General features: G+C 64.6%; 12 protein-coding genes. 8 read left to right on the forward strand and 4 right to left on the reverse strand.

Features of this window, described 5'->3' with window-relative positions:
- Positions 1-201 precede the first annotated feature (201 nt).
- On the forward strand, positions 202-2,349 hold the full coding sequence (gene pnp / locus ACTJKX_RS16330; protein ID WP_367625595.1) for a polyribonucleotide nucleotidyltransferase: 2,148 nt from the start codon (positions 202-204) through the stop codon (positions 2,347-2,349).
- Between the two features lie 69 nt (positions 2,350-2,418).
- On the opposite strand, the gene ACTJKX_RS16335 is transcribed toward pnp, so the two are convergent.
- Positions 2,419-3,252, reverse strand: coding sequence for an SDR family NAD(P)-dependent oxidoreductase (locus tag ACTJKX_RS16335; RefSeq protein ID WP_394315260.1), 834 nt, complete (start codon positions 3,250-3,252; stop codon positions 2,419-2,421).
- A 99-nt stretch (positions 3,253-3,351) separates the two neighbouring features.
- Between ACTJKX_RS16335 and ACTJKX_RS16340 the strand changes: the two genes are divergently transcribed.
- The 6 genes from ACTJKX_RS16340 (at position 3,352) to ACTJKX_RS16365 (ending at position 7,960) form a co-directional block, all read left to right on the forward strand.
- Positions 3,352-4,293: a GlxA family transcriptional regulator gene (locus tag ACTJKX_RS16340; RefSeq protein WP_440725887.1), complete on the forward strand. Its 942-nt coding sequence runs from the start codon at positions 3,352-3,354 to the stop codon at positions 4,291-4,293.
- A 107-nt stretch (positions 4,294-4,400) separates the two neighbouring features.
- Entirely contained in the window at positions 4,401-4,814 is a 414-nt protein-coding gene (locus ACTJKX_RS16345; protein ID WP_311943871.1) for a hypothetical protein, read from the forward strand.
- Between the two features lie 250 nt (positions 4,815-5,064).
- On the forward strand, positions 5,065-5,265 hold the full coding sequence (gene rpmI, locus ACTJKX_RS16350) for a 50S ribosomal protein L35 (RefSeq protein ID WP_311943873.1): 201 nt from the start codon (positions 5,065-5,067) through the stop codon (positions 5,263-5,265).
- A gap of 37 nt (positions 5,266-5,302) precedes the next feature.
- The gene (gene rplT, locus ACTJKX_RS16355) at positions 5,303-5,656 is read left to right on the forward strand and encodes a 50S ribosomal protein L20 (RefSeq protein ID WP_311943875.1); all 354 of its coding nucleotides are present in this window, start codon (positions 5,303-5,305) and stop codon (positions 5,654-5,656) included.
- 130 nt (positions 5,657-5,786) lie between these two features.
- Positions 5,787-7,202 carry a DUF6880 family protein gene (locus ACTJKX_RS16360; RefSeq protein ID WP_440725888.1) on the forward strand — a complete coding sequence of 472 codons (1,416 nt, stop codon included), beginning with the start codon at positions 5,787-5,789 and terminating at the stop codon, positions 7,200-7,202.
- Between the two features lie 119 nt (positions 7,203-7,321).
- Entirely contained in the window at positions 7,322-7,960 is a 639-nt protein-coding gene (locus tag ACTJKX_RS16365) for a hypothetical protein (protein WP_440725889.1), read from the forward strand.
- A gap of 6 nt (positions 7,961-7,966) precedes the next feature.
- Here ACTJKX_RS16365 and ACTJKX_RS16370 read toward each other — a convergent pair whose 3' ends face one another.
- Both ACTJKX_RS16370 and ACTJKX_RS16375 read right to left on the reverse strand, forming a co-directional pair.
- Entirely contained in the window at positions 7,967-8,794 is an 828-nt protein-coding gene (locus ACTJKX_RS16370) for a TIGR00730 family Rossman fold protein (RefSeq protein WP_440725890.1), read from the reverse strand.
- Positions 8,795-8,903: 109 nt separating this feature from the next.
- Complete coding sequence (locus ACTJKX_RS16375) at positions 8,904-9,245, reverse strand: metalloregulator ArsR/SmtB family transcription factor (protein WP_367625600.1); 342 nt, start codon at positions 9,243-9,245, stop codon at positions 8,904-8,906.
- Between the two features lie 344 nt (positions 9,246-9,589).
- Here ACTJKX_RS16375 and pheS point away from each other — a divergent pair, with 344 nt between their 5' ends.
- A complete protein-coding gene (gene pheS, locus ACTJKX_RS16380) occupies positions 9,590-10,672 on the forward strand; it encodes a phenylalanine--tRNA ligase subunit alpha (RefSeq protein WP_311943882.1) in 1,083 nt (360 codons plus the stop codon).
- Between the two features lie 280 nt (positions 10,673-10,952).
- Here the strand turns inward: pheS and ACTJKX_RS16385 are convergent, their stop codons facing one another.
- Complete coding sequence (locus ACTJKX_RS16385) at positions 10,953-12,398, reverse strand: amidase (protein ID WP_440725891.1); 1,446 nt, start codon at positions 12,396-12,398, stop codon at positions 10,953-10,955.
- Positions 12,399-12,541 lie beyond the last annotated feature (143 nt).

Consider the following 12,541-nt stretch of genomic DNA (forward strand, 5'->3'; position numbering starts at 1 on the left):
CGGGACGCGGCGGCATGGGGCCGGCGCGAAAGCCCACGAGACCGGATAGGCAGCAGGCCATGGCAGGATCGCAGGAAGCAACCCTCGGACGTTGAACGCCAGGATGCTTCCCGCCATCTTGCGATGGCTGCTTTTGTTTCAGGCGCCATTGGTGACGCCCTGCCTCATCCGGTCGATCCACAAGAGTAGGATTGATCCTTAATGTTCACAATTTATCGCGAAGAGCTGGAATGGGCCGGCCGCAAGCTGACCCTCGAAACCGGCAAGATCGCCCGTCAGGCCGACGGCGCCGTGCTTGCCACCTATGGCGACACCACGGTACTGGCCACTGTCGTCTCGGCCAAGGAGCCGAAGGCCGGCGTCGATTTCTTCCCGCTGACCGTCAACTACCAGGAAAAGGCCTTCGCGGCCGGCCGCATCCCCGGCGGCTATTTCAAGCGTGAAGGCCGCCCCTCCGAGCGCGAGACCCTGATCTCCCGCCTGATCGACCGCCCGATCCGCCCGCTCTTCGTCGACGGCTATCGCAACGACACCCAGGTCATCGTCACTGTCCTGTCGCATGACCTGATCAACGACACCGACGTCGTCTCGATGGTCGCCGCCTCGGCCGCCCTCACGCTGTCCGGCGTGCCCTTCATGGGCCCGGTCGGCGCTGCCAGCGTCGGCTTCATCGACGGCGCCCTCAAGCTCAACCCGACCATCGACGAGATGAAGGAGTCCTCGCTCGAGCTCGTGGTCGCCGGCACCGCCGACGCCGTGCTGATGGTCGAGTCGGAAGCCAAGGAACTCTCCGAGCAGACCATGCTCGAGGCCGTGATGCTCGGCCACAAGGGCTTCCAGCCGGTGATCGAGGCGATCATCCGCCTGGCCGAAAAGGCCGCCAAGGAGCCGCGCGACTTCCAGCCTGCCGATCGTTCCGAGCTGGAGAAGGCCATGCTCGGCGTGGTCGAGGCCGATCTGCGCGCCGCCTATGCGATCACCGCCAAGCAGCAGCGCTATGCCGCCGTCGACGCCGCCAAGGCCAAGGTCGTCGCCCACTTCCTGCCGGAAGGCGTCGAGAATCCTGCCTACACCAAGCAGGAAATCGCCGAGGTGTTCAAGGAGCTGCAGGCCAAGGTCGTGCGCTGGAACATCCTCGACACCGGCACCCGCATCGACGGCCGCGACGTGAAGACGGTGCGCGCCATCGTCGCCGAAGCCGGCATCCTGCCGCGTACCCATGGTTCGGCCCTGTTCACCCGCGGCGAGACCCAGGCCCTGGCCGTCGCGACGCTGGGCACCGGCGATGACGAGCAGTTCGTCGACAGCCTGGAAGGCACCTACAAGCAGCGCTTCATGCTGCATTACAACTTCCCGCCTTATTCGGTCGGCGAGACCGGCCGCATGGGTTCGCCCGGCCGCCGCGAGATCGGCCATGGCAAGCTGGCTTGGCGCGCCGTCCATCCGATGCTGCCCCCGCAGCACGAGTTCCCCTACACCATCCGCGTCGTCTCCGAGATCACCGAGTCCAACGGCTCGTCCTCGATGGCCACGGTTTGCGGCACCTCGCTGGCCCTGATGGACGCCGGCGTGCCGCTGCGCGCCCCGGTTGCCGGCATCGCCATGGGCCTGATCCTGGAAGGCGAGCGCTTTGCCGTGCTCTCCGACATCCTGGGTGACGAGGACCATCTCGGTGACATGGACTTCAAGGTGGCCGGCACCGAAGGCGGCATCACCTCGCTGCAGATGGACATCAAGATCGCCGGCATCACCGAAGAGATCATGAAGGTCGCGCTGGAGCAGGCCAAGGGTGGCCGCCTCCACATCCTCGGCGAGATGGCCAAGGCCCTGTCCGGCGCCCGCGCCGAGCTCGGCGAGCATGCCCCGCGCATCGAAGTGATCACCATCCCGGTCGACAAGATCCGCGAAGTGATCGGTTCGGGCGGCAAGGTCATCCGCGAGATCGTCGAGAAGACCGGCGCCAAGGTCGACATCCAGGACGACGGCACCATCAAGGTCGCCTCGGCTTCGGGCACCGCGATCAAGGCCGCGATCAACTGGATCAAGTCGATCGCTTCCGAGCCCGAGCTCAATGCCATCTATGACGGCACCGTGGTCAAGACCACCGATTTCGGCGCCTTCGTCAACTTCTTCGGCGCCAAGGACGGCCTGGTTCACATCTCGCAGCTGGCTGCGAACCGCGTGAACAAGGTCACCGACGTGGTCAAGGAAGGCGACAAGGTCAAGGTCAAGCTGCTCGGCTTCGACGAGCGCGGCAAGGTCCGCCTGTCGATGAAGGCCGTCGACCAGGCCACCGGCGAAGACCTGGAAAAGAAGGCCAAGGCCGAAGGCGAAGCCGCTGCCGAGTAAGGCAGGCTTTCAAGGCTATGAATCAGAAAGGGTGGCCCCGGCGGGCCGCCCTTTTTGTTGTCGCCCCGTTCAGGCTGCGTTGGCCTGTCCGACCCGATAACGTGCGGCCGGCTTGGGATGCGAGAGGTTCGGCGACAACGCCTTGCGGGCCGCCTCATAGGCATCCCAGTCGGCGATGTCGGGCAGGGCCGGGATGGTGGCGAGTTCGCCCTGGTTGAGGCCGGCGAGGGCGGCATCCACCATGTTCTCGGCCGACATCACGCCGACGCTTTCCGGCAATTGCTCGACGGGCACGCCGAGGACGTTCCAGAAATCGGTGGCGGTGGCACCGGGCAGGACCGCTTGGACGCGGATGTTCTTGTCGGCAAGTTCGTGGTGCAGGCTCTGGCTGAAGGCGAGCACATAGGCCTTGCTGCCGCCATAGACCCCGTTCAGCAGCTCCGGCGCGATCGCCACGATGGAGGCGATGTTGACGATGGTGCCGCCGCCGCGTTCGACCAGGCCGGGGACTGCGGCGTAGGTCAGCCGGGTAAGCGCGGTGACGTTGAGGCTGATCATCTCCTCCATCTTCTCGACCGAGGCCTGGAGCAAGGGCGCCGCGCTGCCGAAGCCGGCATTGTTGACGAGCCCGGTGATGCTCTTGTCGCTCTTCAGCACGGCCTCGACGGCGGCAAGGCCCTCCTTGGCGTTGAGATCGGCGGCGAGGATGCGGACCTCGCGGCCGGTCGTCCTGCCGAGGCGATCGGCGAGGGCCTTGAGCTTGTCCTCGCTGCGGGCGACCAGGATCAGGTCATAGCCGCTATGGGCGAGACGGTCGGCATAGACGGCGCCGATGCCGGAGGAGGCGCCCGTGATCAGTACGGTGCCCTTTGGGGTGGTGGACACTTTGGAGGTGGAGGACATGGGAAATCTCCATGGGTTGCAATGGCTGGAGATTAGATCCGCTGGCTTTTGTCTCAAATGTCATATATGCCACCTTTCAGGACAAGAACGGAGGCGCTCATGCAACGCGTCGGCTTTCTGATTTCACCCAATTTCCAGATGATGAGCTTTGCCGCGCTTTCGGCCTTCGAATTCGCCAATTATGCGGCGGACAAGGCGCTCTACGACATCGTCATCGTCTCGGAGAGCGGCGGCCCCGTGCGAAGTTCGATCGGCCCCAAGCTCGACAGTCTTTGCTTCGGCGAGCCTGACTTCGATACGCTGGTGGTCTGCGGCACGCCCGATGTCGATCCGCCGACGCCTGAGGTCGTCGATTATGTGCGGAGGTCGCCGGGGCGGTCGCGACGTGTCGCTTCAATCTGCACCGGCGCCTTCGTGCTCGCCGAGGCGGGGCTGCTCGATGGCCGGCGCGTGACCACCCATTGGCTTTGGGCACGCGATCTGCAGGCCCGCTTCCCGCGGCTCAAGGTGGATGAGGACCGCATCTTCATCGCCGACGGCCAGATCTGGACCTCGGCGGGCATGAGCGCGGGAGTCGATCTCGCCCTCGGCATGGTGGAGGAGGACCACGGCGCCGAGCTCGCCCGCATCGTGGCCCGCCAGCTCGTGCTCTATCACCGGCGTGGCGGCGGCCAGTCGCAGCATTCCAACCTGCTCGACCTCGACGCGAAGTCGGACCGGATCCAGACGGCGCTCACCTATGCCAGGCGCAATCTGCACACGCCGCTGACGGTGGAGCAGCTTGCCGAGGTCGCCCATCTCAGCCCGCGCCAGTTCAGCCGCGCCTTTCGCGCCGAGACGGGCCAGTCGCCGGCCAAGGCCGTGGAGACTCTGCGCGTCGAGGCGGCACGGCTGATGATGGAGCAGACCCTCCATCCCATCGACATCGTGGCTCAGGAAACCGGATTCGCCGATCGCGAGCGCATGCGCCGCGCCTTCCTGCGCGCCTTCGGCCAGCCGCCACAGGCGATCCGGCGGCTGGCCAAGGGCGCTGCGGCGTGACGGTGCCGGCGCTCGACTGTTTCGGACGTATCCTGGCAGCGGGCATGGCCGTGTTAGAGACGAGCCTGGGGCGGCGGAAGCGCCGGCCGATCATCCGGAGAGAATTCATGTCGCGCTGTCTGCGTCTTCTATTCCTCGCTTTTTCCTGCGTTTCCTCGCCAGCCCTGGCCGCGCAGGACAAGGCCGGTATGCCCTATCCCGCCGAGGCGCAGGGCGTGTGGACCCGCGACGTCGAGAGTTGCACCAGCAAGAAGGATTTGCGGGGCGAGGACCCGATCCGGATCGCGGTCGAGGGTAGGGAATGGACGGAGGAGGGCAGCATCGGGCGGGCCGGTGCCGTCACGCAGATCGCCAAGGATCCGCCGACCTGGCGCCTGCAGGTCTCCGAAGACAGCGAGGGGGAGACCTTCGACTACACGGTCATCCTGGTGAAGATCGGCAAGGAGCTGGCGACGGTTTCCCATGCGACCGTCGACGGCGAGAAAACGCCGCTGGTGCATACCTATCGCAAATGCGGATAGGATCGACCTATGGCGTTTTTGCTGAAAGCCGCTCGATGCCCGCGAAATGCGCCGAAATCGGGCGTTTGCGCCACCCTGCCTGTTGCTTTTCTCCCTGCTTGTCGCTATAGACCCGGCTTCCCCGCATCGACCGGCTGATAAGGGCTGCCGTGGCGATGTTGTTGGCTCGGGCGCTTTTCCAAAAGCACACGGCTTACCGGTGGCGGAACCCACAAGGTTTCGGCGCCTTTTTTATTCGGAGACGAGCAAAATGCCCAAGATGAAGACCAAGTCGGGCGCCAAAAAGCGCTTCAAGATCACGGGATCGGGCAAAGTGGTGCACGCTCAGCAGGGCAAGCGCCACGGCATGATCAAGCGTACCAACAAGCAGATCCGCAAGCTTCGCGGCACGCGCGTCCTCTTCAAGACGGACGGCGAAAACGTGAAGAAGTATTTCCTGCCGAACGGCTGATCGCCACGGCAACGCGAAACCTTAAGGAGATCAGCAGATGGCACGCGTGAAACGGGGCGTTACCGCCCATGCGAAGCACAAGAAGACACTCGACGCGGCGAAGGGCTTTTACGGCCGCCGCAAGAATACGATCCGTATCGCCAAGCAGGCGGTCGATCGTTCGATGCAATACGCCTATATCGGCCGCAAGCTCAAGAAGCGCAACATGCGCGCTCTGTGGATCCAGCGCGTCAATGCCGCTGTCCGCGAGCTCGGCCTGACCTACTCGAAGTTCATTGCCGGCCTGGCCAAGGCTGGTATCGAGATCGACCGCAAGGTGCTTTCCGACCTCGCCATCCGCGAGCCGGAAGCCTTCAAGGCCCTGGTCGAGAAGGTCAAGGCTGCCGCCTGAGCGCCCTTGATCGAACATGTTTCCTGAAAAACCCGCCGCGGCAACGCGGCGGGTTTTTCTTTTGGGCTTTCGAACCACGCCGAAGCCTGCACACTGAGGCAAGCCCCGGCAGCGATTCGGAGGTGCCGGCATGGCGGCGAAGTCGAAATTCACGGCAGCAACCCTTGCCGAACTCGGACCGGCCAAGCTGGCGGAGCTGATTGTCGAGGAGGCGCAGGCCAATCCCGCCTTCCGCAAGCGGGTGATCGCGGCGTTGGCCGGCACGCAGGGGCCCGAGGCCGTCGCCAAGCTGGTGGAACGGCGCCTTGCGGCCCTGGAGAAAGCGCGCTCCTTCATCGACTGGCCCAGGATCAAGGAATTCGAGAAGGATCTGGCGGCGACGCTGGCCAGCATCACCGACGAGATCGGCCCCGCCTCGGCTCCGCTCGCCATCGATCTCCTGCTGCGTTTCCTTGCCACTGCCGGCGGTGTTTTCGCGCGAACCTTGTCCTCCGGCCGCCTGGAAGACCTCTATGGCGCGGCGGCTGCAGCGCTCGGACCGCTGGCGGTTCGGCTCGAACCGGCCGATCGGGCCGGCCTGCCCGACAGGGTGATGACCTTCGTTGACCGGGCCGGCGATGTCGCGCCCGGCATAATCGCCTCTCTCCTGGAGCGGGCCTCGGCGCATGATCTCGATCGATGGGATCGCCTGCTGGCGGACAAGGTCGTGGCGCTGAAATCGGCCTATGCGGCGCATTCCTATCGGGAGTTGCGGCAGACCATCGCTCTGCAGCGGGGCGATCTCGATGGCTGGGTCGCCCTGGAAAGCCAGAAGCCCGGCCAGCTCCGCGACGGGCTCGCCGTTGCCGAAAGGCTGCTCGATGCCGGGCGGGCCGAGGAAGCGCTGGCCTGGCTCGATATCGAGGAGCCGTCACGGCTGGCTTATGCCGATGCCCTGGATCAGGCGGACGGCGTGACAAAACGGGATTTCCGTCTGCCTGCTCGGATCGCCCTCAAGGCTCGCATCCTAGAGGCGCTCGGCCGCGGGCAGGAGGCCCAGGATCTGCGCTGGGCGACTTTCGAGGCGACGCTCAATCCCGATATTCTGCGCGCTTATCTGGCCAGGCTCGACGATTTCGCCGAGTTCGAGGTTCTCGACAGGGCGTTCTCCCATGCCCTGGCCGCGAAGACGCGCTACCGGGCCCTCTATTTCCTGAGTGAGTGGCCGCGACTGGATTACGCCGCCCGGCTGGTGCTCGACTTCGGGCTGGTCTGGGATGGTAGGCACTACCAGGTGCTGCAATCGGTTGCGGATCGGCTGCAGGAAGAGCAGCCTTTGGCCGCGACCCTGCTCTACCGCGTCCTGGTGGAAGAGATCCTGACGAAAGGCAAATCGGCCGCCTATGGCCATGGTGCCGCCTATCTAGCCAGGCTGGACGATCTGGCGACACGGCTCGATCCCGTAGCGCTGGCGAAGCTCGGCCGGCTCAGCCATGCCGATTGGCAGGCTTATCTACGCCAGCAGCATGGCCGCAAGGCGAGTTTCTGGGCGCATGTCGCCAAATAGACGATACGAGCCCGATCTTGCGATGATGAAGGCGGTGGGTTTCCTGTTCCCTGGAGAATGGCGGCCATATCTACGCGTCGATAGATAGGTTCGGTTGCGGAACCGTCCGGGAGGGCTGCATGGCCGGCAAGTCACTCATGATCGGATTGCTCGTCGCCATCGCCGCCAGCCAGGTGCAGGCGGAGGAGGCGCTTCCCGAGCCGTTCGTGCGGGCCTGGCAGGCCTGCCAGGACAGGATGGCGAGCCAGCCCGATGACTGGATCGGCTGGCGGCGCGACTTCTTCAACGGCTATGGCGACAACTTCGCCTATTGGAGCCAGGAAATGGCCATTGCCGGGCAGCCGGCGGTGTTGCGGACGGAGACGCTGATCGACGGCATGCACGCGGTTTCCGCGATCTATTGTTTCCAGGCCGATGGCCGGCCTGCGCTCACGCATACCGTCATGACGACGGTCAACAGTGCGGAAGGGCCGAACCGGGACGCCCGCCTGAAGCGTGAAGGCTGGGTTTTCTTCAAGCCCGATGGCTTGCTCGACAGGGTGATCGGCCGGCTCGTCGACGACACTGGCACACGCCGTCGTCTCGACGAGGCCGGCTGGGTGCCGGGACGCGGCTGCGACCAGCAGAAAGTCTTCCTGTTCGAGCGCGCCGATGACGTCACCAAGGCCTATGTGGCCGAGATGGGCAACATCGAAGGCCAAAGGCCGGCGTTCAAGCCGAAGGAGCTGAACTGGTGCGACAAGGCGCAGACGCCTTGAGAGCAGCTATTCCGACGGTGCCGTCAAACCCTTGCGCTCCAGGATCGACCAGCACTCCTCCGCCGTCTCGGCGAAGTCGAACAGGGTCAGGTCCTCGGCCTTGATGAAGCCTTCCTCGACCATCGCCTCGAAATTGATGATCCTGGTCCAATAGGCCTTGTCCATCAGCACGATCGGGCAGAAGGACATCTTGCCGGTCTGGCGCAGGGTGATGATCTCGAACAATTCGTCGAGCGTGCCGAAACCGCCCGGAAACACCACCAGCGCCGCCGAATGCATGGCGAGGTGCATCTTGCGCATGGCGAAGTAGTGGAAGCGGAAGGTAAGGGACGGCGTGGTGTAGGGATTGGGATATTGCTCATGCGGCAGGGTGATGTTGAAGCCGATGGTGGGCGCGCCGGCCTCGGCGGCGCCACGATTGGCCGCCTCCATGATGCCCGGGCCGCCGCCGGTGGCGATCACGTTGAAGCGCCCGCCGCCATCCTCGTTGAGGGCGCCGCCGCGACGCGAGGCGATGTAGCCGAAATCGCGGGCTTCCTTGTACCAGCGGCCGCGATTGCCCGGGGCGTTTTCGCTGACGCGGGCCGAGCCGAACACCACGATGGTGGAGCGGATATGGGCCGCCTTCATCCCCTCCTGCGCCTTGGCATATTCGAGCTGGAAGCGCACGCCGCGGGTGGAGTCACCCAGCATGAAATCGGGATCGAGCGCGGCCAGGCGGTAGGCGGGCGCTTCGGTCCGCTGCAGTTCATCGACCTTCGCGCGCGTCTCGGGGGCCAGGGCCTCGACGGTGGACAGCATGTTGGTGGGCGCGGAATTGTCGGGAGACGGCATGGAAACCTTGCATCAAACGATATGACAGTCCGACTCTATTGAGCCGTTGTGCCCGACACTGCAAGACCCCAGGGGTTGCAGGGCAAGATGCCCGTGCACCCGGCGACAGCTAGAGCCCGCGCCCTGACAGCATGTTGCGGCGGATGCGTTCGAGCGCCGAGTCGGCACCGTCGGGTTTGGCGGCCGGCTCGAAGGCGGACAGGAATTCCAGAAGCGTGTTGGCGAGTGCGTCGCGCTTGAGGCCGTAGTGCACATTCTGGCCGCGCCGCTCGCGTCGGACCAGCCCGGCATTCTCCAGGATGGAAAGATGCTTGGACACTGAGGGCGCCGACATGGAGTCGGCGAGCGTTTCGACCACCTGTCCGGCGGTCATGTCCGCCCTCGACAGGTCGGCCAAAATTTGCCGCCGCGGAGGCGAGGAAAGCGCTTCGAAGACCTTGTCGATTGTCATTGTTCGTTCGCCGTTTCCATCACTTTGACCTCAAGTCTTTGATAACACGTATTTTTAAATATTTGCAATATTGATTAATTAGCTAATTAACGAATAAGTGAACGACTCATATCGGCGAAGAGAGGGGGTGAAAATGCGCATGGGAAGCGCATCGCAGCCGGTTGCGGGACTCGAAGGGCGCCATTTTGCATGGGCTATCGGCCTGCTTGATTCCCACTTTTCCCGGTGATGCGAGCGCAAAACCGTTATTTGGCGCGCCAAATCGGTTTTGCCCAACCTGTCGAATGCGGTTCCCTTTTCCGCCCGAAATAGGCTAGAAGGCACCTCGATTTGAGGAAGTGACGATGAACGACCTGACCAGCCTGGAAACGACCCTGTTGTCCGAGATTGCCGCTGCCGCCGACGAGGCGGCCCTGGAGGCGGTGCGTGTCTCGGCGCTCGGCAAGAAGGGCTCGATCTCCGAGCGCCTGGCCACCCTTGGCAAGATGGCGCCGGAAGAGCGCCGGGAAGCCGGCGCCGCCATCAATGTGGTGAAGGATCGCGTCACCGCGGCGCTGGCCGAGCGCAGGACCGTGCTGAAGGCGGCGGCGCTGGAGGCGCGCCTGGTAGCCGAGGCCCTCGACGTCACGCTGCCGGTGCGCGAGACCGGCACCGAACTCGGCCGCATCCATCCGATCAGCCAGGTGATCGACGAGATCACCGCCATCTTCGCCGATATGGGCTTCGCCATCGCCGAAGGTCCGGATATCGAAACGGACGAATACAACTTCACTTTGCTCAACTTCCCGCCCGGCCATCCGGCCCGCGAGATGCACGACACCTTCTTCCTGGCGCCCGACGAAAAGGGCGAGCGCAAGGTGCTGCGTACCCATACCAGCCCGGTGCAGATCCGCACCATGCTGAGCCAGAAGCCGCCGATCCGCATCGTCGTGCCCGGGCGCACCTATCGCCATGACAGCGACCAGACCCACACCCCGATGTTCCATCAGGTCGAGGGGCTGGTCATCGACAAGGTGAGCCATGTCGGCCACATGAAGTGGGTGCTGGAGGAATTCTGCCGCGCCTTCTTCGAGGTGCCGTCGGTGAAGATGCGCTTTCGCCCCTCCTTCTTTCCCTTCACCGAGCCGTCGATGGAAGTCGACATCCAGTGCTCGCGCAAGGGTGGCGAGATCCGCTTCGGCGAGGGCGAGGACTGGCTGGAGATCCTGGGCTGCGGCATGGTGCATCCCAACGTGCTGCGCAATTGCGGCCTCGATCCCGACGAATATCAGGGTTTTGCCTGGGGCATGGGTATCGATCGCATCGCCATGCTGAAATATGGCATGCCGGACCTGCGCCCGTTCTTCGACGCCGATGTGCGCTGGCTCTCCCATTTCGGCTTCCGCCCCTTCGACCTGCCGAGCCTGGCCGGCGGCCTGACGGCCTGAGATCGCTGGGCGTCTCAACCAGACGTGAAAAGCCCTCCCGGTGTGCCGGGGAGGGCTATTTGCCGGCCATTGTGCTGCCCCTCACCCTTACCCTCTCCCCGTAAGAACGGGGCGAGGGGACGCAGTCGTCGCGCTTTGTTCTTACATACCTGCATCTCGCCTAGCCGTTCCGCGAGGTGAAGCGTTTTCAGTTTTGAGCGCCACGCCGATGCCCCCTCGCCCCGTTCTTACGGGGAGAGGGTAAGGGTGAGGGGCAGCGCAACGCTTCAGGTCGCAATTGTCAGATCGCACACACAAGCGGCTTGCGCCCGATCCAGGGGGCGGCTTCCTCCGCCTGGGCAGCGAGCTGCAGGATCGTCGCCTCGTCGCCATGGCGGCCGACGAACTGGATGCCCACGGGTTTGTTGCCGTCGGCCATGCCGAGCGGCACCGACATTGCCGGCAGGCCGGAGATGTTGAAGGCGAACATGAAGGCGGCATCCGACCAGCGCGCCAGGTAGCGCTCGCGATGGCCATCCTCCATCGACCAATAGCCGACGGGGCGCGGCGGCTGGGTCAAAGTGGGCGTGATGAAGACGTCGAAGGGGGCGAGTTCGGTGGCGATGCGCTGGGCCGCCTTGCGCACGGCGCCGATGCTGGCCGAATACTGCGTCGCCGACAGGGTCTTGGCATATTGCAGCATCGACCAGTTGAAGGGTTGGAGATCGGCCTCTTCCGGCGGGCGCCCGGCGAATTGGGCGTGCTGGGTGAATTCGGTCGAGGTCTCCACCGCGATGATGTCGTTGTAGCGCCACCAGGCCTCCTCGAGATCGACCTCGAAGCGATATTCCTCGGTGTCGTGGCCGAGGCTCTCCAGCAGCCGGACGGTGTCTTCGACGGCCGCCTTCACCTCGGGGGCATAGGGCTCGCCGAAGGGGGCGGTGAGCGTATAGCCGATCTTCAGCCCCTTGGGGCGCCTGGCGAGCAGCGACAGCCAGCTCTCCTCGGGGCGCGGCGCCGTATAAGGATCGCCCGGCAGGTTGCCGGCGACCACGTCGAGGAAGGCAGCGGTGTCGCGCACGCTGCGGCTGTTGCAGAGGAAATAGATGCAGCCGAACCACAGATCCGCATCGAATGGCCCGTAGCTGACCCGGCCGCGCGAAGGCTTCAGGCCGACCACGCCGCAACAGGAGGCCGGTACGCGGATCGAACCGCCGCCATCGGAGGCATCGGCGATCGGCACGATGCGGGCGGCGACGGCCGCCGCCGAGCCGCCGCTCGAGCCACCGGCGGTAACGGCCGGATTCCAGGGATTGACGGTCGGGCCGTAGAGGCGCGGCTCGGTCGAAATGCACCAGCCATATTCGGGCGTGTTGCTGCGCCCGATCGGTGCCAGGCCGGAGGCGCGCATGCGGCCGCCGATTTCGGAATCGGCAGGGCAGACATAGTTCTGGAGATAAGCGAGCCCCGAAGTCAGCGGCGTGCCCTGCCATTGCGTGCCGAGATTCTTGAGCAGGAACGGCACGCCCGCGAACGGGCCGGAGCCCGGTGCCTCCGCGACCTGCCGCGCGACGTCGAAGGTCGGGATGACAACGCTGTTCAGCTTGGGATCGAGACGGCCGACGAGTTCGATCGCCGTCTCGACCAGTTCCGAAGCCTTGACCTGCTTGGCCCGCACCAGCTCTCCGAGCGCCAAGGCATCGGACTGAGCATAGAGCTTGACGAGATCCTCCGTGACGGCAGCCATTTCCTCACCCATTTCTTCGATCGGCCTGCGATGGCCGCCAGTCTGGAAGGAAATGAAGTGGAATTGGATGCCCCTCCTTCCACGATCTCTTGCCTTGCCCGCTGCGCCTTTGCGGTTCCGGGGCCTGCGTCAAATCGCGAAAC

The sequence above is a fragment of the Labrys sp. 22185 genome, from assembly GCF_052045555.1.
In the GTDB taxonomy this organism is placed as follows: Bacteria; Pseudomonadota; Alphaproteobacteria; order Rhizobiales; family Labraceae; genus Labrys; species Labrys neptuniae.

Excerpts from the sequence above, each read along its gene's own strand:
- ACTJKX_RS16385 (WP_440725891.1), bottom strand. The coding sequence starts at position 12,398 with ATGGCTGCCGTCACGGAGGATCTCGTCAAGCTCTATGCTCAGTCCGAT.
- ACTJKX_RS16340 (WP_440725887.1), top strand. The coding sequence starts at position 3,352 with ATGCAACGCGTCGGCTTTCTGATTTCACCCAATTTCCAGATGATGAGC.
- rpmI (WP_311943873.1), top strand. The coding sequence starts at position 5,065 with ATGCCCAAGATGAAGACCAAGTCGGGCGCCAAAAAGCGCTTCAAGATC.
- pheS (WP_311943882.1), top strand. The coding sequence starts at position 9,590 with ATGAACGACCTGACCAGCCTGGAAACGACCCTGTTGTCCGAGATTGCC.
- ACTJKX_RS16375 (WP_367625600.1), bottom strand. The coding sequence starts at position 9,245 with ATGACAATCGACAAGGTCTTCGAAGCGCTTTCCTCGCCTCCGCGGCGG.
- pnp (WP_367625595.1), top strand. The coding sequence starts at position 202 with ATGTTCACAATTTATCGCGAAGAGCTGGAATGGGCCGGCCGCAAGCTG.
- ACTJKX_RS16345 (WP_311943871.1), top strand. The coding sequence starts at position 4,401 with ATGTCGCGCTGTCTGCGTCTTCTATTCCTCGCTTTTTCCTGCGTTTCC.
- rplT (WP_311943875.1), top strand. The coding sequence starts at position 5,303 with ATGGCACGCGTGAAACGGGGCGTTACCGCCCATGCGAAGCACAAGAAG.
- ACTJKX_RS16360 (WP_440725888.1), top strand. The coding sequence starts at position 5,787 with ATGGCGGCGAAGTCGAAATTCACGGCAGCAACCCTTGCCGAACTCGGA.
- ACTJKX_RS16365 (WP_440725889.1), top strand. The coding sequence starts at position 7,322 with ATGGCCGGCAAGTCACTCATGATCGGATTGCTCGTCGCCATCGCCGCC.
- ACTJKX_RS16370 (WP_440725890.1), bottom strand. The coding sequence starts at position 8,794 with ATGCCGTCTCCCGACAATTCCGCGCCCACCAACATGCTGTCCACCGTC.
- ACTJKX_RS16335 (WP_394315260.1), bottom strand. The coding sequence starts at position 3,252 with ATGTCCTCCACCTCCAAAGTGTCCACCACCCCAAAGGGCACCGTACTG.